Here is an 18685-nt window from a genome sequence, read left to right as displayed (position 1 = left end):
CGCCCGGTTTACATTCCGAACCCGGAAGCTAAGCCTTTCAGCGCCGATGGTACTGCAGGGGGGACCCTGTGGGAGAGTAGGACGCCGCCGAACAATCATTGTGGAAAGCCCCGTACCGGGAAACCGGTACGGGGCTTTTCTGCGTTTACGGACCGGTGCACCGGCTCCTGTAGGGTCAGGGGGCATCGTTCGACATTTCTACAGTCACAGTGGAGGCCCCCGGGTGGAGGTCCAGGAGACTCGGGTTCAGACTGACCGAATTTTCACCATTCCGAACATCCTGAGCATGGCTCGCCTCGCAGGCGTACCGTTGTTCCTGTGGCTGATCCTGGCCGAGCACGATGGTTGGGCCCTTGCCGTCCTCATGCTCAGCGGGATCAGCGACTACCTCGACGGGAAGCTGGCACGGCGCTGGAATCAGATCAGCAGCCTCGGTCGGCTGCTGGACCCCGCCGCGGACAGGCTCTACATCCTGTCCACCCTGTTCGGTCTCACGTACCGGGAGATTCTGCCGCTCTGGCTCACCGGGGCGCTGCTCGCACGTGAGCTGATGTTGCTGGTCATGGTCTGGATCCTGCGCCGGCACGGCTATCCGCCGCCGCAGGTGAACTTCCTCGGCAAGGCCGCGACCTTCAACCTGATGTACGCGTTCCCCTTCCTCCTGGTGAGCACCTGGTCGGGCTGGTTGGCCTGGATGGGGTCAGTTTTCGGATGGGCGTTCGCCGGATGGGGTACAACGCTCTATTGGTGGGCAGGAGTCCTATACGTGGTGCAAGTCCGCCGGCTCGTGAAGGCGGACGCCACGGCCGATTGAGCTCGCTCGGCGTGACTGACGCGGAGGAGTGGTCCAGTCACCGTCCGGGACGGGTGAGGTCGGCGATACGCCGTCTCTCTAGGAGGACTCTTCCGACATGAAGGCCGTCGTGATGGCCGGTGGCGAAGGCACTCGGCTTCGTCCCATGACCTCAAGCATGCCCAAGCCGCTCCTGCCGGTGGCGAACCGGCCGATCATGGAGCACGTGCTCAGGCTGCTCAAGCGGCATGGGCTCAGCGAGACCGTGGTCACCGTGCAGTTCCTGGCGTCGCTCGTCAGGAACTATTTCGGTGACGGCGAGGAGCTCGGTATGGAGCTCACCTATGCCAACGAAGAGAAGCCACTCGGAACCGCAGGCAGCGTGAAGAACGCCGAGGAGGCTCTGAAGGACGACACGTTCCTCGTCATCTCCGGCGATGCGCTGACCGACTTCGACCTGACCGACCTGATCCGTTTCCACAAGGAGAAGGGCGGACTGGTCACGGTGTGCCTCACCCGGGTGCCGAACCCGCTGGAATTCGGCATCACCATCGTGGACGAGGAAGGCAAGGTCGAGCGCTTCCTGGAGAAGCCGACGTGGGGCCAGGTGTTCTCGGACACCATCAACACCGGCATCTACGTCATGGAGCCGGAGATCTTCGACTACGTCGACGCCGACGTCTCGGTGGACTGGTCCGGTGACGTCTTCCCCCAGCTCATGAAGGAAGGCCGGCCCATCTACGGCTACGTCGCCGAGGGCTACTGGGAGGACGTCGGCACCCACGAGAGCTACGTCAAGGCCCAGGCCGACGTGCTCGAGGGCAAGGTCCAGGTCGACATGGACGGCTTCGAGATCTCCCCGGGCGTGTGGATCGCCGAAGGGGCCGAGGTCAGCCCGGACGCGGTGCTCCGTGGACCGCTGTACATCGGTGACTACGCCAAGGTCGAGGCCGGCGTGGAGATCCGCGAGCACACCGTCGTCGGATCGAACGTAGTCGTGAAGAGCGGCGCCTTCCTGCACAAGGCCGTCGTCCACGACAACGTGTACATCGGCCCGCACAGCAATCTCCGCGGCTGTGTCATCGGCAAGAACACCGACATCATGCGCGCCGCCCGGATCGAGGACGGGGCCGTCATCGGCGACGAGTGCCTCGTCGGCGAGGAATCGATCATCCAGGGGAACGTGCGGGTCTACCCCTTCAAGACGATCGAGGCGGGCGCCTTCGTCAACACCTCGGTCATCTGGGAGTCCCGCGGACAGGCACATCTGTTCGGGGCGCGCGGGGTCACCGGGATCCTGAACGTGGAGATCACCCCGGAGCTGGTGGTCCGGCTCGCCGGTGCCTACGCCACGACCCTGAAGAAGGGGGCGACGGTCACCACGGCCCGCGACCACTCCCGAGGCGCGCGAGCGCTCAAGAGGGCCGTGATCTCGGCGCTCCAGGCCAGTGCCATCAACGTGCGGGACCTGGAGAACGTGCCGCTGCCCGTGGCGCGGCAGCAGACCGCGCGCGGCAGCGCCGGCGGGATCGTGCTGCGGACCTCACCGGGAATCCCGGACTCGGTCGACATCATGTTCCTCGACGAGCGCGGAGCGGACCTCTCCCTCCAGCAGCAGCGCAAGCTCGACCGGGTCTACGCGCGCCAGGAGTACCGGCGGGCGTTCCCCGGTGAGATCGGTGACCTGCAGTTCCCGGGGAGCGTCTTCGACGCGTACACGGGTTCGCTGCTGCGGCGCGTGGACATCACCGGGGTCGCGGACTCCGGGCTCAAGGTCGTCGTGGACGCCTCCAACGGCAGCGCCGGGCTGGTGCTGCCGAGCCTGCTGGGCCGGCTCGGGGTGGACGCCCTGACCGTCAACCCGGGGCTCGACGAGTCCCGGCCCACCGAGACCGCCGAATCCCGCCGGGCGGGACTCGTGCGGCTCGGGGAGATCGTGGCGTCCTCGCGGGCGGCCTTCGGGGTGCGCTTCGACCCGGTGGGCGAGCGGATCTCCCTCGTCGACGAGCGCGGCCGGATCATCGAGGACGACCGGGCCCTGCTGGTGCTGCTCGACCTGGTGGCCGCGGAGAAGCGCAGCGGCAAGGTGGCGCTGCCGGTGACCACCACCCGGATCGCCGAGCAGGTGGCGGCGTACCACGGGACCCAGGTGGAGTGGACGACTACCTCGCCCGACGACCTGACCCGGGTGGGCCGGGCGGAGAACACCATCTTCGGCGGTGACGGGCGGGGCGGATTCATCGTCCCCGAGTTCAGCAGCGTCTTCGACGGCTCGGCCGCCTTCGTGCAGCTGATCGGACTGGTGGCGCGGACGCAGCTCACGCTGAGCCAGATCGATGCCCGGATCCCGCGGGCGCACGTGCTCAAGCGGGACGTGCCGACCCCGTGGGCGGTGAAGGGGCTCGTCATGCGACGGGTCGTGGAAGCGGCCGGGGACCGGCAGGTGGACACCACCGACGGGGTACGGGTCGTGGAGGCCGACGGGCGGTGGGCGCTGGTACTGCCGGATCCGGCGGAGGCGGTCACCCACCTGTGGGCCGAAGGGCCCGACGACGCGTCCGCGCAGGCGCTGCTGGACGACTGGGCCGCGGTGGTGGACGGCGCCGGGAACTGAGCCGCCTGAAGGGCGGGACGTAGGCCTCAAGGCGACGTCGTAGGGCCGGAAGTCCGGTGGAGCGGGCGGGGCGCGAGCCCCGGCCGGACCACCGGACGTCCGCATTCGGTGGGAGCGGCGCCGACATGCGACGATGTGCGGCATGTCGCAGCCGCCCCACCACCGCAGTTCGGCACCTCCCGCGCGGCCGGACGCCTCCATGTCGCTGCTGACGCACGTGATGGACCACTCCCTCGACGAGGGCTACGCGGAGGCCTCGGCCCGCCGCCTGGCCGAGGGCACCTCCGGCCTGCCGCGGACCCTGAAGGCCAAACTGGGTCTCGCCGCCGGGCTCGTGCTCGCCGCCAGTGTCGTCACCCTGGGCGCCGCGCAGGCGCGGGCGACCGCGCCGGTGCTGGCCAAGGAGCGTCAGGAACTCATCGACCGGGTCGAGACGGCCGACGCGCACGCGGACGGTCTGGAGCGGGACATCGAACGCCTCCGGGACACCGTCGCCGCCCGGCAGCGCGAGGCGCTCAAGCAGCACGGCGGCGAGCAGGGCCAGCTCGTGGCGCTGCTGTCGGGGGCCACCGAGGTGCACGGGCCCGGAATCAAACTGACGGTGGACGACGCCAAGGACTCCACGAGCGGAAACGGCTCCAAGCCGCGCGAGAGCGCCGGATTCTCGGACACCGGACGGCTCCGCGACCGCGATATGCAGAAGATCGTCAACGGGCTGTGGCAGTCCGGGGCGGAGGCGATCTCGATCAACGGGCAGCGGCTGACGTCCCTCTCGGCGATCCGGGCCGCGGGTGACGCGATACTGGTCGACAACAGGCCGCTGGTGCCGCCGTACGAGGTACTGGCGATCGGCGACAAGAAGCGCCTCGGGACCGCGTTCCAGGACTCCGCGGACGGCCAGTACCTGCACGTGCTGCAGGAGAACTACGGCATCCGCTCCTCCTTGTCGTCCGAGGCCCAGATGCGCCTTCCGGCCGCGTCGAGCCTCACCGTACGTACGGCTACAGCAGCAGAGCAGCAGAAGGGTGCATCGTGATCGCGGTACTGGGCCTCGTGGTCGGAGTGGTGGTCGGACTTCTCGTCCGCCCCGAAGTGCCGGCCGTGATGGAGCCTTATCTGCCGATCGCCGTGGTCGCGGCGCTGGACGCGGTGTTCGGAGGTCTGCGCGCGATGCTGGACGGCATCTTCGTCGACAAGGTCTTCGTGGTGTCGTTCCTGTCGAACGTGGTCGTGGCGGCGCTGATCGTCTTTCTCGGCGACAAGCTGGGGGTCGGCTCGCAGCTGTCCACCGGTGTGGTCGTCGTCCTCGGCATCCGCATCTTCTCCAACGCCGCGGCCATCCGCCGGCACGTGTTCAGGGCGTGAGGCCGATGAGTACGAACGACACACCGCCCGAGGAGCCCGGGGCCGCTGCGCGGCGTCCGGAGGCGCAGCCTCCGCTGGAGCCGCCGGCCGGGCCCGTGGGCCACGAGCCCGGGCCTGTGGGCCACGAGCCCGGGCCGGTGGCCGGGGAGCGGGGCCCGCAGGCGAGCGGGGCGCAGGCGAGCGGGTCCGAGCCGGCTGGATACCAGCCGACCGGCCCCGAACAGACCGGCCCCGAACAGACCGGGCGGCAGCGACTGGCGGCCGGGTTGTGGCCGCCGCGGGTGAGCCGTGCCCAACTGATCGTCGCGGTGCTGCTGTTCGTCCTGGGGCTCGGCCTGGCCATCCAGGTACGGTCCAATAGCGACTCCAGTGCGCTGCGGGGCGCCCGTCAGGAGGACCTCGTACGGATCCTCGACGAGCTCGACGGGCGGACCAAGCGGCTGGAGGACGAGAAGCAGAAGCTCGACGACCAGCGCCGGGAGCTGGAGAGCAGCTCCAACCAGGCCGAGGAGGCCCGGAAGCAGACCGTGGAGAAGGAGCGCCAACTCGGGATCCTGGCCGGTACGGTGGCCGCGCAGGGTCCGGGGATCGTGCTGAAGATCACGGACCCCAAGAACCAGGTGCAGTCGGACAAGCTGCTGGACACCCTCCAGGAGCTGCGGGCGGCCGGGGCCGAGGCGATCCAGATCAACGGGGTGCGGATCGTGGCGGACTCGTACTTCTCGGACGAGGAGGACGGGGTGGCGATCGACGGTAAGAAGATCACACAACCCTACGAGTTCAAGGTGATCGGCAAGCCGCAGGACCTGGAGCCGGCGCTCAACATTCCCGGTGGCGTCGTCCAGTCGCTGGAGAAGGAGCAGGCCGTCGTCGGCGTCACACGTCCGGCGAAGATCGTTGTGGATGCCTTGCGGGCTGCGAAGCAGCCTGACTACGCTCGGTCGTCATCGTCGTGATGCGGGACGGGCGGGAGACGGGCTCACGCGGGCGAATGCCTGCGGGGGGTCGACGCACCGAAGTCGCGGTGCGTGGTGGAAACTGTCTGATGGTTACGGACGTTGTAAGTATGTCCGGGTCGGCAGGTGTTGCATTCGGAGTTCGTCCTGCCCCACGGGCGGGTCTGTTTCGGTCAAGGGGAATCGCCCGTGAAGTTGTTTGAGAAGTTGTTCGGCAAGAAGAACCGCGAGGAAAGCGGTGCGGCCAGGCACCGTGCGGGGCATGGAGACGTGGAAGGGCAGGGCGACCGGCCGCTCTTCCGCGACGAGGTCGCCGGGGCGGGTGATATTTCGGGCGCGCACGGCGCGTCGGCTGTTGACCCTGCCGGTACCGGACGCATAGGTTTCGGTGAACCATCAACCTCAAGTACGGGTGGAGGGTTTGCCCCCGACCCGTATGCCACCAACGCCTCCGCGGGGCAGCCGCGGCGCGAGGAGCCGTCCATGTCGGCCGAGCAGATTTGCAGCAGGTGCGGGCACCGCAGCGATGCGGCGAGCCGGTTCTGCTCCAACTGCGGGGCGCCGCTGCGGGCGGGCCTGACGCCGGAGCGTGCCTCGGAGACCACGTCCACCATCTCGATCTCGGGCCTGGAGGCCTACGAGGCCGAGCTGTCGGGACAGACGCACGTGTCGTCCTCGCTGTCCCCCGAGGCCCAGGCCGCGGTGGAAGCGCTGCCTCCGGGTTCCGCCCTGCTGATCGTGCGGCGCGGCCCGAACTCCGGCAGCCGGTTCCTCCTGGACGGTGAGCTGACGACGGCCGGCCGGCACCCGCAGAGCGACATCTTCCTGGACGACGTCACCGTCTCCCGGCGCCATGTCGAGTTCCGCAGGAGCCACGACGGTTTCACCGTCTCCGACGTCGGCAGCCTCAACGGCACGTACGTGAACCGTGAACCGATCGACTCCGTCGCCCTGCACAACGGCGACGAGGTGCAGATCGGCAAGTACCGGCTGGTCTTCTACGCGAGCCTGCGGGGGCACTGACCCTTCAAGGGAAGGTCCCATGCTGCGTATCCCGGCAGGCGGTGCCGCCAAGAGCGGTACCGCCACCGCGGCCCCCTCGGGCGTGCGGCTGGTGAGCATCGGAACGGTGCTCACGATGCTGCGCGACGAGTTCCCCGAGGTCACGATCTCGAAGATCCGTTTCCTGGAAGCGGAGGGGCTCGTGGAGCCCCGGCGCACACCTTCCGGATATCGCAAGTTCAGCACCGACGACGTGGAGCGCCTCGCCCACGTCCTGCGGCTCCAGCGCGACCACTACCTTCCGTTGAAGGTCATCCGCGAGCAGCTCGACGCCCTCGCGCGGGGAGAGCAGATCCGCATCCCGGCGCCCGCGGCGCACGGGGAGTCCGTCGACCCCGCGAGCCCCGTCGCCCTCTACGGCGAAGTGGGCCGGGAGCGGCCGACCGTCGCCCGGGTGGGCCGGGCCGAGCTGATCGCCGCGGCGGAGGTCGACGAGGTCCAGCTCGTGGAGTGGGAGTCGTACGGGCTGATCGCGGAAGCACCGGGCGGCGGTTTCGACGCCGAGACGGTCACCGTGGCCCGTCTGGTGGCCGATCTCGGCCGATTCGGCCTGGAGCCGCGCCACCTGCGCGCGATGAAGGCCGCCGCCGACCGGGAGGCCGGTCTGGTGGAACAGGTCGTCTCGCCGCTGCGCCGGCACCGCAATCCGCAGACCAGAGCCCATGCGGAGGCCACCATGAAGGAGCTCGCGGGGCTCTCCGTACGGCTGCACGAGGCCCTCGTACAGACGGCTCTCGGGGTACGGCTGCACTGATCCCGAGGGGTTTTCGGGCCGACTTCGGGCGACTTCGGAGGGGCTTCGGGGCAGGCTTGGGGGAGCCCGACTACCCAAACCTGCCGGGCAGGTCCTAGGGTTGCTGTGTGAACGAGCTCGACGTTGTGGGTGTCCGGGTGGAAATGCCCTCGAACCAACCGATCGTGCTCCTGCGTGAAGTGGGAGGCGACCGGTACCTCCCCATCTGGATCGGACCAGGGGAGGCGACCGCCATTGCCTTCGCGCAGCAGGGCATGGCCCCTGCCCGGCCGCTGACGCACGACCTGTTCAAGGACGTGCTGGAGGCGATCGGCGAGGAGCTGACCGAAGTCCGGATCACAGATCTGCGGGAGGGCGTTTTCTACGCGGAGCTCGTCTTCGCCAGCGGAGTCGAGGTGAGCGCGCGGCCGTCCGACGCCATAGCGCTCGCCCTGCGGACCGGGACGCCGATCTTCGGCAGCGACGGCGTCCTCGACGACGCCGGCATCGCGATCCCGGACGAGCAGGAGGACGAGGTGGAGAAGTTCCGCGAGTTCCTCGACCAGATCTCGCCAGAGGACTTCGGCACCGGCCCGCAGTGAGGCGCGGGTCGCGCCGACCTCCCGGATATTTCAGCCCATTCGAGTAGCCTTTCCCCGCAATGGGGTACGGGAAACCACTCTCAGGGTGATTATCACTCGGCGTGCCGAGTGTGGCGATCGTTGACGCACCCCTGGTGACTGCCTACCTTCGAGGTGGCAGGTCAAGGACGGAGGGTCGGCGTGAGAGTCACGGGCGACGGTATGACCGGGGGCATCCCCGCACGGAGTGACGGTGGGCCGTACCCGCTGCACGGTGGTGCGGTGAACTCCGCGCGCCGTCAGCCGGAGCCCGCGCCGGTCGGTTCGGTGGGGCCGGTCGAGTCGGCGGGGGGCGATTCCGCACCCGAGCAGGTCGGATACCGGGGGCCGACGGCGTGTGCCGCGGCCGGCATCACGTACCGGCAACTCGACTACTGGGCGCGCACGGGGCTGGTGGAGCCCACGGTGCGCCCGGCCTACGGGTCGGGGACGCAGCGCCTCTACAGCTTCCGGGACGTGGTCGTCCTCAAGATCGTGAAGCGTTTCCTGGACACCGGGGTGGCGCTGCAGAACATCCGCACCGCCGTGCAGCACCTGCGTGACCGGGGCTTCTCGGACCTGGAGCGGATGACGCTGATGAGTGACGGCGCCACCGTGTACGAGTGCACCTCGTCGGACCAGGTCGTCAGCCTGCTCCAGGGCGGCCAGGGAGTCTTCGGGATCGCCGTGGGCGTGGTCTGGCGCGATGTCGAGAACGCGCTGTCGCAGCTGCACGGGGAGCGCGTGGACACGGGCGAGACCGTGGTCAGGCACAACCCGGCCGATGAGCTGGCCGCGCGGCGGAACCGGGCCGTCTGAGTTTCCCCGGCGGGCCGGGTTCGGGCCGATTGTCAGTGGTGTAGGGCAGCATCGGAGCTGTGAGAGCCGCCCCGACCATCCTGCACCTGGACATGGACGCCTTCTACGCCTCCGTGGAGCAGGCCTCGAAGCCGAGCCTGCGCGGCAAGGCCGTCATCGTCGGCGGGCTCGGGCCGCGCGGGGTCGTCGCCACCGCCTCCTACGAGGCCCGGCGCTTCGGGGTGCACTCGGCCATGCCGATGGCCCAGGCCCGGCGGCTCTGCCCGAACGGCGCGTGCCTCATTCCACGCTTCAGCCTGTACCGCGAGGTCAGCGACACGGTCATGGGGCTGCTCCGGGAGCTGTCCCCCCTCGTGGAGCCGCTGAGCCTGGACGAGGCCTTCGTGGACCTGGAGGCGGGAGGCGTCGCCTTCGACGCGCCGACCGCGCGGGCCGTCGGCGAGCGGCTGAGGGCCGACATCGCCGCCGCCACCGGGCTCAGCGGGTCGGTGGGGCTCGCGGGGTCCAAGATGCTGGCCAAGGTCGCCTCCGAGGAAGCGAAGCCGGCCGGGCTGCTGCTGATCGAAGTGGGCACGGAGCGGGCGCACCTCGCACCGATGTCGGTACGGACCCTGCCCGGCGTGGGGCCGGCCACCGGGGAGCACCTGCGGCGGGCCGGGATCACGACGGTGGGGGAGCTGGCGGAAGCCGGTGAGGACGAGCTGGTCCGGATGGTGGGGCGGTCCCACGGGGTCGGGCTGTACCGGATGGCACTGGGCGTGGACGAGCGGCCGGTGGTCGCCGAACGCGATGCGAAGTCCGTGTCGGTGGAGGACACCTTCGACGTCGACCTGCACGACCGGGTGCGGATCCGGAACGAGGTGCAGCGGCTCGCCGACCGGTGCGTGGAGCGGCTGCGCGCGTCGGGGCACTCGGGGCGGACCATCGTGCTCAAGGTCCGGCGGTACGACTTCTCCACACTGACCCGTTCGGAGACCCTGCGGGGGCCCACGGACGACCCCGCGGTGGTGCGGGAGGCGGCGGCGCGGCTGCTGGAGGCCGTGGACACCACGGGTGGGGTGCGGCTGCTGGGGGTGGGCGTGACGGGGCTGGCGGACTATACGCAGGAGGATCTTTTCGCTTTTGCCGATGCGATGGCTGCGGGGGCGGGGGCGGGGGACGGGGACGGGGCGGGGGTTGGGGCGGAGGCTGGTTCGGACGGGGGCGCGGTTGAGGGCGTCGAGGCCGTCGGGAGGCAGGAGAGTGCCGGGCGAGGCGGTGAGGCCGCGGGACGGGGGGACGGTGCCGGGGCGGAGCAGGATGAGAGCTCCGGGCAGGGGCCAGCCCCCGACCGGCCGGGGGCTGGGCCGGGGGCCGGCGGCCTCGAAGCCGTGGGTGAGCGGGTGTGGGCGGCCGGGCGCGATGTGCGGCATGCGGAGTACGGGCCGGGGTGGGTGCAGGGCAGCGGGGTCGGGCGGGTGACCGTGCGGTTCGAGCAGCCTGGGTCCGGGCCGGGGCGGGTGCGCACGTTCTTGGTGGACGACCCCGAGTTGGAGCCGTCCGATCCGATGCCGCTGGTCGGGGAGCAGTCCCTGGGGGTCGGGTAGGTCGCCCTGCGGGGCTGGGTCCCCTACCCGCCCTTCCACCGTTCCCCGGGCTCCGCCCGGACCCCGTCCGCGTGCGGCGCCGTTGCCGGGGGCCAGCCCCCGGACCCCCGCTCCTCAAACGCCGGAGGGGCTGGATTTGGCCCCCGCTTCTCAAACGCCGGAGGGGCTGGATTTGGGCCCCGCTCCTCAGACGCCGGAGGGGCTGGATTTGGGCCCTGGATGTGGGCCCCTGGATGTGGGCTGGTCCGGGCTAGGGGGCGTCGGGGGTTTTGTGGCCGAAGTCGTGCTGGAAGTCCGAGGGGAGGGTCAGGTCCAGGCCGTAGTGGTGGTAGAGCTGCAGCTCCTGTTCGGGGGAGAGGTGGCGGCCGACGCCGAAGTCGGGGGCGTCCCTGATGAGGGAGCGTTCGAAGGGCACGTGCAGGGTGTCGCCCACCATCTCGCTGGGCTCCAGCGGGACGAAGGCGTCCCGGCTGAAGAGTCCGGTGCGTACGGCGGCCCATTCCGGGACGCCCGTGGCATCGTCGAGGTAGACCTCGTCGACGGTGCCGATCTTGGTGCCATTGCGGTCGAACGCCTTGCGGCCGATCAGGCTGCGGGGATCGATGTCGGTCTGCACGGTCCGGTCCCTCCATTGGGGCGCAACTCCTCCGTAATGACTACAAAAGTGCATTTCCGGAGAGGGGGCCACTCGAGGGAGGCCCGCAGATCGTCGCTGGTAGGCTGGGTGATGGCTGTTGACCCTGTGCGGGAGAGTCCTCCGAATGAGTGAGACGGAGGCGCCGAAGGAGCAAATCCTCCCCGGAATCTCTCAGGCATACGTACCGCACGTGGTGAGGCCACTCTGGAAAGCAGGGGCGGGTACCGGGCGCGCAGTGCCGGTCCCTCTCCTCACCGACGGTGAAAGCCGGTCTTCGCGGGCGATCCCCGTGCAGCCCGGTGAAGCTCTCAGGTTGTGATGACAGAGGGGGAGGCCGTCCGGGTGCCCGCGCCGTGGTGCCCCTCGCAGGTCGTACGACCAGGAGGCCTCCGTACATGACCGCCAACCGCATTCCGCTCTCCCAGCTGGAGCGAGGCATCCCCTTCGAGCAGCGCCACATCGGCCCGGATGCCGAGGCGCAGGCGAAGATGCTCGCCCATGTGGGCTACGGCTCGCTGGACGAGCTCACCGCTGCCGCGGTGCCGGATGTGATCAAGACGACCGACGCGCTGAACCTGCCCGAGGCGCGGACCGAGGCCGAGGTGCTCGCCGAGCTGCGTGAGCTCGCCGACCGCAACCAGGTCCTCTCCTCCATGATCGGCCTGGGTTACTACGGCACCTTCACGCCGCCGGTGATCCTGCGCAACGTCATGGAGAACCCGGCCTGGTACACGGCGTACACGCCGTACCAGCCGGAGATCTCCCAGGGACGCCTCGAGGCCCTGCTGAACTTCCAGACCGTCGTCGCCGAGCTGACCGGCCTGCCGACCTCCGGTGCCTCCCTGCTCGACGAGGGCACCGCGGCCGCCGAGGCCATGACCCTGGCCCGCCGCGTGGGCAAGGCGAAGGGCAACGTCTTCCTCGTCGACGCCGACGCGCTGCCGCAGACCATCGCGGTGATCCAGACCCGTGCCGAGCCGATCGGCATCGAGGTCGTCGTCGCGGACCTGACGGACGGGATTCCGGCAGAGATCGCCGAGCGCGGCGTCTACGGCGTGCTGCTCCAGTACCCGGGTGCCTCCGGCGCCGTGCGGGAGATCAAGCCGGTCATCGACCAGGCCCACGAGCTCGGTGCGATCGTCGCCGTCTCCGCCGACCTGCTCGCCCTGACCCTGCTCACCTCCCCGGGCGAGCTGGGCGCGGACATCGCCGTCGGCACCACCCAGCGTTTCGGCGTCCCGATGGGCTTCGGCGGACCGCACGCCGGGTACATGGCCGTCCAGGCCAAGCACGCCCGCTCGCTGCCCGGCCGCCTGGTCGGCGTCTCCGTGGACGCGGACGGCAACAAGGCCTACCGCCTGGCCCTGCAGACCCGCGAGCAGCACATCCGCCGCGAGAAGGCCACCTCCAACATCTGCACCGCGCAGGTGCTCCTCGCCGTCATGGCCGGCATGTACGCCGTCTACCACGGCCCGGACGGGCTGCGGACGATCGCCCGCCGCACCCACCGCTACGCCAGCCTGCTGGCCGCGGGCCTGACGGCCGGCGGGGCCGAGGTCGTGCACGGCTCGTACTTCGACACCCTCACCGTCCGGGTTCCCGGCCGGGCCGCCGAGGTCGTGGCCGCGGCCCGCGAGGGTGGCGTCAACCTCTTCCAGGCCGATGCGGACCTCGTCTCCATCGCCTGTGACGAGACCACCCTGCGCGCCGACATCGAGGCCGTCTGGGCCGCCTTCGGCGTCACGGCGGACATCGAGGCGCTGGACGAGAGCACCGCCGAGGCGCTGCCCGAGGGCCTGCTGCGCTCGGACGAGTACCTGACCCACCCGGTCTTCCACCAGCACCGGTCCGAGACGGCGATGCTGCGCTACCTGCGCAAGCTCTCCGACAAGGACTACGCGCTGGACCGCGGCATGATCCCGCTGGGCTCCTGCACCATGAAGCTCAACGCGACCACCGAGATGGAGCCGGTCACCTGGCCGGAATTCGGCCAGGTGCACCCGTTCGCCCCGGTCGAGCAGGCCGAGGGGTACCTCACGCTCATCACTGAGCTGGAGGAACGTCTCTGCGAGGTCACCGGCTACGACAAGGTCTCCATTCAGCCGAACGCCGGTTCCCAGGGCGAGCTCGCCGGCCTGCTGGCCGTCCGCGCGTACCACCGGGCGAACGGCAACGAGCAGCGCACCGTCTGCCTCATCCCCTCCTCCGCGCACGGCACCAATGCCGCGAGCGCCGTGATGGCCGGCATGAAGGTGGTCGTCGTCAAGACCGCCGACGACGGCGAGGTGGACGCGGACGACCTGCGCGCCAAGATCGAGCAGTACCGCGACGAGCTCGCCGTGCTGATGATCACGTACCCCTCCACCCACGGTGTGTTCGAGGAGCACGTCGCCGACATCTGCGCCCAGGTGCACGACGCCGGCGGCCAGGTCTACGTGGACGGCGCCAACCTCAACGCCCTGGTGGGCCTGGCCAAGCCGGGTCACTTCGGCGGCGACGTCTCGCACCTGAACCTGCACAAGACCTTCTGCATCCCGCACGGCGGCGGCGGTCCGGGCGTCGGTCCGGTCGGTGTCCGGGCCCACCTTGCCCCGTACCTGCCCAACCACCCGCTCCAGCCGACCGCCGGTCCGGAGACGGGCGTCGGCCCGATCTCGGCCGCTCCGTGGGGCTCGGCGGGCATCCTGCCGATCTCCTGGTCGTACGTGCGTCTGATGGGCGGCGAGGGCCTCAAGCGCGCCACCCAGGTGGCGGTGCTCGGCGCCAACTACATCGCCAAGCGCCTGGAGCCGCACTACCCGGTGCTCTACACCGGCCCGGGCAACCTGGTCGCGCACGAGTGCATCATCGACATGCGCCCCCTGTCGAAGGCGACGGGCGTGAGCATCGACGACATCGCCAAGCGCCTGATCGACTACGGGTTCCACGCGCCGACCATGTCCTTCCCGGTCGCCGGCACGCTCATGATCGAGCCGACGGAGTCCGAGGACCTCGCCGAGATCGACCGCTTCTGCGACGCGATGATCGCGATCCGCGCCGAGATCGAGCGGGTCGCGGGCGGTGAGTGGCCGGTGGACGACAACCCGCTGGCCAACTCGCCGCACACGGCGGCGGCGCTGGGCGGCGAGTGGAACCACCCGTACACCCGCGACGAGGCCGTCTTCCCGGGCGGGGTGTCGGCCGCGGAGAAGTACTGGCCGCCGGTGCGCCGCATCGACGGTGCCTTCGGGGACCGGAACCTGGTGTGTTCCTGCCCGCCGCTGGACGAGTACGACAACTGAACGAGTACGACAACTGATCGACATGTGACATGACGAAGGGGCCGGTCCGGGAGTTCTCTCCTGGACCGGCCCCTTTCGTTTGCGCCGCGGCTAGGCTGCCTTCATCACCTGCGTCGCGGCGAGCGGGCGGCGCGGGGCGATGATCTGGCCGTCCGGCAGCAGCTCACCGGTGTCCTCGAAGAGCAGGACGCCGTTGCACAGCAGGCTCCATCCCTGTTCCGGGTGAACGGCCACAGGGTGCGCGGCCTCCCGGTCGGCGGAGTCGGCGGACGGGCATGCTGGCTTGTGCTGGCACATGGATGCGTTCTTTCGCTGCGGTGTGGTCTGTGTGCTGCGGCTCGATGCGTTGGTCATGGCCGCCCCCCGTATCAACGACTTGGCTCGGTCAGAGTCCCCAGTGTTCCCCCACGGCACGGTGTCCGGAGGGATTTCGCGGCAGCTGTCCTCATAGATTGATGACGCATCACCCGTGCGGGCGGTTCAGCTCAACTCCCCTGCCAATTCGGATGGTTCGCGGGGGGCCCGAGTGGGCTAGGCCGAATGGGCATAACCGGCCAGGGGGCCGGCCGGAGGCCGTTCAGGCGGCCGGCGCCGCCATGGAGGGCGGGACCGGGGGAGCCGTCGGTGTGAGCCTATGGGTCAGGACGGGCAGGAGCTCGGACACGGTGTGCGGCCGGTAGGCGGCGATGCCGGGCGGGGCGGGGGCGAGGGGCACCAGGAGGTCGGCGGCAGCGGGCAGGCCGGCGGAGGCGTCGGCGCCCACCGAGCCGTGCAGCCACAGCGTCAGCATGTACAGCTCCGGTACGGAGAGCAGGCGCGGCTGGTAGTTCTTGCCGAGCGATTCGGCCTGGCGCAGCGCGCGTTCCGTGGCGGCGACGTAGGGCCCCTCGAAGAAGTGGGAGAAGGCCCAGCCGTCGGGGGTCAGCCTGGTGTCGGCGGCTGCGACGTAGCGGTCCCCGCTGCGGATGAGGAAGCGCCAGCCGGTCAGCCGGGTGCGCGGCGGCCTGCCGCCGGCGGTCAGGCCGGAGACGTGCAGCCGGTCCAGGACGTGGACGGGCAGCGGCAGTTCGGCGGTCATGGGCCCCTGGAGGGAGCGCAGGGCCGGGGTGTGTGCCTCGTGGACGGCGGTGGGGGAACCGAGGGCCGCGAGGACACTGCGCAGGGCGGGCGCGGGAGCCGGAGGGACGTGCAGCGGCATGGTGGGTCGCCTCTCGCTAGGGAGACCTGTGGAACGGGGCGGGTGCGGGGTGCGGACGGCGCTGTCGCATTCTGGGGTCAGAGGAGGGCTGAGGGGCAATGGCCGCGCGCCAACTCTCTGCCTCGCTTGCGGAGTTTATCTGACATGTGTTCACGCAGTGTTTCCGCTAGCTGTCCCGCCTATTGCCGACAAGGCGGTTACCGGTCCCGCTGACGTGGCATTCATGCCGGGTGCGCGCAAAATTTCGGCGCTGACCTCGGAGGTTACCGGATGGGGGCTCGGCTGAAAAGCGCCGGTTATCGATAACCGGCAAGGTCTACGCTGTATTTGCGCAAGGCCGCTTGCCAGGTGAATGTGCCAAAGCGCCCTTCGGCCAAACCGGCGCGCGCTCCCCGACAGTCACGCCCCCGCCGCGTTATCGATCACGCGGCCGGGGCATCATCGACCGTAACGCGCGCCCGGGTGGCGGATCCCGGATCCACTGACCGCCTACCGGGCCCAGTCGAGGAGGGACGCTCCGATGGGGGAGAAGGTCGTGGCGGGCGGATTCGACCTGTCCGATCGGCAACGGTACCGGAGGAAGCTTCACGAGTGCCTGGAGGTACTGGAGCGACTTCTGGAGGAGAAGAGGTTCGATCGCCCCAAGAACATGATGGGGCTGGAGATCGAGCTGAATCTCGCGGGTGCCGACGGGTTGCCGAGAATGGTGAATGCGCAGGTCCTCGAGCGTATTGCGAGCAACGATTTCCAGACCGAACTGGGAATGTTTAACCTGGAGGTCAACGTACTTCCGCACCGGCTCGGCGGCCGGGTATTCGACCAGCTCGCCGAGGAACTGAGCGCCGGCCTCGGCTATGCCCACCGGCAGGCTCTGGAGGTCGGTGCCGGGGTGGTCATGATCGGGATTCTGCCGACGATCTCCCGCACCGACCTGGTCACCGCCAACCTCTCGGCGGTGGACCGCTACTCCCTGCTCAACGAGCAGATCCTGATGATGCGGGGCGAGGACTTCGTGCTCGACATCGAGGGGGTCGAGCGGCTGACCTGGACCTCCGGGTCGATCGTGCCGGAGGCCGCCTGCACCTCCGTACAACTGCACCTGCAGGTGACCCCGGCCCGGTTCGCGGACGTGTGGAACGCGGCCCAGGCGGTGGCGGCCGTACAGATAGCCGTCGGCGCCAACTCGCCCTTCCTGTTCGGGCGGGAGCTGTGGCGCGAGTCGCGGCCGCCGCTCTTCCAGCAGGCCACCGACACCCGGCCGCCCGAGCTCCAGGCGCAGGGGGTGCGGCCGCGCACCTGGTTCGGCGAGCGCTGGGTGGACTCGGCTTACGAGCTCTTCGCCGAGAACGTCCGCTACTTCCCGGCGCTGCTGCCGATCTGCGACGAGGAGGAGCCGCTGCGGGTGCTCGCCGAGGGCGGGGTGCCGAGCCTCCAGGAACTCGTGCTGCACAACGGCACCGTCTACCGGTGGAACCGGCCCGTCTACGGGGTCGCCGACGGGGTGCCGCACCTGCGCGTGGAGAACCGGGTGCTGCCCGCCGGCCCTACGGTGGCCGATGTCGTCGCCAACGCCGCCTTCTACTACGGGCTGGTACGGACGCTCGCCGACGAGCAGCGCCCGGTGTGGAGCCGGCTGCCCTTCGCGGAGGCGGAGGCCAACTTCGACGCGGCCTGCCGCTACGGCATCGACGCCCGGCTGCGCTGGCCGCGCCGGGGCCGGGGCGGGGGACTGGCGAGCGTGCCCGCGGTCCGGCTGGTGCTGGAGGAACTGCTGCCGATGGCGGCCGCCGGCCTGGACGCGTGGGGCATCGAGCCCGCGGACCGGGACCACTACCTCGGCATCATCGAAGAGCGGTGCCGGCGCCGGGTGAACGGAGCCACCTGGCAGGTGGACACGTACCACCGGGCGCTCGCGGGCGGGCTGGAGCGGGACGCGGCGCTGGCCGCGACCACGCGCCGCTACAGCGAGCTCAGCCACCGGGGCGATCCCGTGCACACCTGGCCGGCGGGTCTGGGGGGTGGGGCCGCGGCGGCACGCGGAGCGGCCGGAGGGGCGGTCGGAGGGACGGTCGGACCGGCGGCCGCCGACTGATCCCGCAGCCGTGCCGGTCCCGCCCGGTGATCCCTTCGCTCCGTCGAGGAGGCAGTATGGGGTGATCGGGGCGGGCCGCCCCGCGGGATGCCGCAGCGGTGGCGGAACGGGAGACGGGCGTGCGGACGGTGCCGGAACCGGAGATCGGGGAGCTCGGCGGGGGCCCCGGCGAGCGCAGGATGCTGCGCTCCGAGACGCTGCTCGTGCTCGCGCTGTCCCTGGGCGCCAGCGGCGTCTCGGCGCTGATCAGCTTCATCGGCTCGCTGACCAAGCCGGGCGGGCTCAAGGACCAGGCCGCCACGCTCAACGGGTCCTACGCCCCCGGCCGGCCCTGGCTGGACCTCGCCTGGCAGCTGTTCGGCATCGCGAGCGCCCTGGTCCCCGTGCTGCTCGTCGCGCACCTGCTGACCCGGGAGGGCGCGCCCGGGCTGAAGGCGCTGGGCTTCGACCGCACGCAGCGCTGGCCGGACCTCGGCCGGGGCGTGCTCGTGGCCGCCTGCATCGGCAGCGCCGGCCTCGCCTTCTACCTGGGGGCCCGGGCGAGCGGCTTCAACCTCACGGTGGTGCCGGAGGCGCTGCCCGACGTGTGGTGGAAGTTCCCCGTGCTGATCCTCTCCGCGATCCAGAACTCCGTGGTGGAGGAGGTCATCGTGCTGGCCTACCTGCTGCGCAGGCTCGGGCAGCTCGGCTGGTCGCCGATGGCCGCGCTGCTGGCCAGCTCCGTACTGCGCGGCTCGTACCACCTCTACCAGGGCATCGGCGGTTTCATCGGCAACGTGGTGATGGGCGTGGTGTTCGTCCTCGCCTACCGGCGCTGGGGCCGGGTCGGTCCGCTCGTCGTCGCGCACGCCCTGCTCGACATCGTGGCCTTCGGCGGGTACGCCCTGCTCGCGGGCAAGGTGGGCTGGCTGCCCACGCCGTAGGCCGCC

The 18685-nt window shown here is 70.2% G+C and carries 16 protein-coding genes, 1 rRNA gene and 1 riboswitch; of the genes, 14 read left to right on the top strand and 3 right to left on the bottom strand.

Annotated elements, in window-relative coordinates; all coding sequences use genetic code 11:
• The 11 genes from rrf to ACIA8F_RS27135 all read left to right on the top strand — a co-directional run.
• Positions 1 to 93: ribosomal RNA gene (rrf, locus tag ACIA8F_RS27185) — 5S ribosomal RNA — on the top strand; the annotation flags it as partial.
• Between the two features lie 130 nt (positions 94 to 223).
• Positions 224 to 814, top strand: coding sequence for a CDP-alcohol phosphatidyltransferase family protein (locus tag ACIA8F_RS27180; protein WP_250745186.1), 591 nt, complete (start codon positions 224 to 226; stop codon positions 812 to 814).
• 97 nt (positions 815 to 911) lie between these two features.
• The gene (locus ACIA8F_RS27175) at positions 912 to 3407 is read left to right on the top strand and encodes a sugar phosphate nucleotidyltransferase (protein WP_399382577.1); all 2496 of its coding nucleotides are present in this window, start codon (positions 912 to 914) and stop codon (positions 3405 to 3407) included.
• 133 nt (positions 3408 to 3540) lie between these two features.
• Positions 3541 to 4443, top strand: a complete 903-nt coding sequence (locus tag ACIA8F_RS27170) for a DUF881 domain-containing protein (protein ID WP_399382575.1) — start codon at positions 3541 to 3543, stop codon at positions 4441 to 4443.
• The gene (locus ACIA8F_RS27165; RefSeq protein ID WP_243342106.1) at positions 4440 to 4772 is read left to right on the top strand and encodes a small basic family protein; all 333 of its coding nucleotides are present in this window, start codon (positions 4440 to 4442) and stop codon (positions 4770 to 4772) included. The genes ACIA8F_RS27170 and ACIA8F_RS27165 overlap by 4 nt, the downstream gene beginning before the upstream one ends.
• Before the next feature lie 5 nt (positions 4773 to 4777).
• Positions 4778 to 5728, top strand: coding sequence for a DUF881 domain-containing protein (locus tag ACIA8F_RS27160; RefSeq protein WP_399382573.1), 951 nt, complete (start codon positions 4778 to 4780; stop codon positions 5726 to 5728).
• Between the two features lie 483 nt (positions 5729 to 6211).
• A complete protein-coding gene (locus ACIA8F_RS27155; RefSeq protein WP_399382572.1) occupies positions 6212 to 6751 on the top strand; it encodes an FHA domain-containing protein in 540 nt (179 codons plus the stop codon).
• A 19-nt stretch (positions 6752 to 6770) separates the two neighbouring features.
• A complete protein-coding gene (locus ACIA8F_RS27150; protein WP_399382570.1) occupies positions 6771 to 7544 on the top strand; it encodes a MerR family transcriptional regulator in 774 nt (257 codons plus the stop codon).
• Positions 7545 to 7651: 107 nt separating this feature from the next.
• Positions 7652 to 8125: a bifunctional nuclease family protein gene (locus tag ACIA8F_RS27145; RefSeq protein WP_250745191.1), complete on the top strand. Its 474-nt coding sequence runs from the start codon at positions 7652 to 7654 to the stop codon at positions 8123 to 8125.
• 180 nt (positions 8126 to 8305) lie between these two features.
• The gene (locus ACIA8F_RS27140; RefSeq protein ID WP_399382568.1) at positions 8306 to 8962 is read left to right on the top strand and encodes a MerR family transcriptional regulator; all 657 of its coding nucleotides are present in this window, start codon (positions 8306 to 8308) and stop codon (positions 8960 to 8962) included.
• A 59-nt stretch (positions 8963 to 9021) separates the two neighbouring features.
• Positions 9022 to 10548 carry a DNA polymerase IV gene (locus ACIA8F_RS27135; RefSeq protein ID WP_399382566.1) on the top strand — a complete coding sequence of 509 codons (1527 nt, stop codon included), beginning with the start codon at positions 9022 to 9024 and terminating at the stop codon, positions 10546 to 10548.
• A gap of 250 nt (positions 10549 to 10798) precedes the next feature.
• Here ACIA8F_RS27135 and ACIA8F_RS27130 read toward each other — a convergent pair whose 3' ends face one another.
• Positions 10799 to 11164: a PRC-barrel domain-containing protein gene (locus ACIA8F_RS27130; RefSeq protein ID WP_399382564.1), complete on the bottom strand. Its 366-nt coding sequence runs from the start codon at positions 11162 to 11164 to the stop codon at positions 10799 to 10801.
• Positions 11165 to 11283: 119 nt separating this feature from the next.
• A riboswitch (glycine riboswitch) is annotated at positions 11284 to 11382 on the top strand.
• Between the two features lie 198 nt (positions 11383 to 11580).
• Here ACIA8F_RS27130 and gcvP point away from each other — a divergent pair.
• On the top strand, positions 11581 to 14466 hold the full coding sequence (gcvP, locus tag ACIA8F_RS27125) for an aminomethyl-transferring glycine dehydrogenase (protein WP_399382562.1): 2886 nt from the start codon (positions 11581 to 11583) through the stop codon (positions 14464 to 14466).
• A gap of 90 nt (positions 14467 to 14556) precedes the next feature.
• Here the strand turns inward: gcvP and ACIA8F_RS27120 are convergent, their stop codons facing one another.
• Positions 14557 to 14763 carry a DUF5999 family protein gene (locus ACIA8F_RS27120; RefSeq protein WP_399382560.1) on the bottom strand — a complete coding sequence of 69 codons (207 nt, stop codon included), beginning with the start codon at positions 14761 to 14763 and terminating at the stop codon, positions 14557 to 14559.
• Between the two features lie 280 nt (positions 14764 to 15043).
• Entirely contained in the window at positions 15044 to 15664 is a 621-nt protein-coding gene (locus ACIA8F_RS27115; protein ID WP_399382558.1) for a hypothetical protein, read from the bottom strand.
• A gap of 520 nt (positions 15665 to 16184) precedes the next feature.
• On the opposite strand from ACIA8F_RS27115, the gene ACIA8F_RS27110 reads away from it, so the two are divergent.
• Positions 16185 to 17756 (top strand): glutamate-cysteine ligase family protein, encoded by a 1572-nt coding sequence (locus ACIA8F_RS27110; protein ID WP_399382556.1) that lies wholly within the window; start codon positions 16185 to 16187, stop codon positions 17754 to 17756.
• Between the two features lie 179 nt (positions 17757 to 17935).
• Positions 17936 to 18679, top strand: a complete 744-nt coding sequence (locus ACIA8F_RS27105; protein ID WP_399382597.1) for a CPBP family intramembrane glutamic endopeptidase — start codon at positions 17936 to 17938, stop codon at positions 18677 to 18679.
• Positions 18680 to 18685: the final 6 nt, after the last annotated feature.

Source organism: Streptomyces sp. NPDC051563, assembly GCF_044454225.1.
GTDB lineage: Bacteria > Actinomycetota > Actinomycetes > Streptomycetales > Streptomycetaceae > Streptomyces.
Note: the sequence above shows the minus strand (reverse complement) of the source record. Positions and strands in the feature narration are given on the sequence as shown.

Coding starts and splice junctions, on each gene's coding strand:
- gcvP (WP_399382562.1), top strand. CDS start 11,581: ATGACCGCCAACCGCATTCCGCTCTCCCAGCTGGAGCGAGGCATCCCC.
- ACIA8F_RS27115 (WP_399382558.1), bottom strand. CDS start 15,664: ATGCCGCTGCACGTCCCTCCGGCTCCCGCGCCCGCCCTGCGCAGTGTC.
- ACIA8F_RS27155 (WP_399382572.1), top strand. CDS start 6,212: ATGTCGGCCGAGCAGATTTGCAGCAGGTGCGGGCACCGCAGCGATGCG.
- ACIA8F_RS27170 (WP_399382575.1), top strand. CDS start 3,541: ATGTGCGGCATGTCGCAGCCGCCCCACCACCGCAGTTCGGCACCTCCC.
- ACIA8F_RS27110 (WP_399382556.1), top strand. CDS start 16,185: ATGGGGGAGAAGGTCGTGGCGGGCGGATTCGACCTGTCCGATCGGCAA.
- ACIA8F_RS27160 (WP_399382573.1), top strand. CDS start 4,778: ATGAGTACGAACGACACACCGCCCGAGGAGCCCGGGGCCGCTGCGCGG.
- ACIA8F_RS27150 (WP_399382570.1), top strand. CDS start 6,771: ATGCTGCGTATCCCGGCAGGCGGTGCCGCCAAGAGCGGTACCGCCACC.
- ACIA8F_RS27175 (WP_399382577.1), top strand. CDS start 912: ATGAAGGCCGTCGTGATGGCCGGTGGCGAAGGCACTCGGCTTCGTCCC.
- ACIA8F_RS27120 (WP_399382560.1), bottom strand. CDS start 14,763: ATGTGCCAGCACAAGCCAGCATGCCCGTCCGCCGACTCCGCCGACCGG.
- ACIA8F_RS27105 (WP_399382597.1), top strand. CDS start 17,936: ATGCTGCGCTCCGAGACGCTGCTCGTGCTCGCGCTGTCCCTGGGCGCC.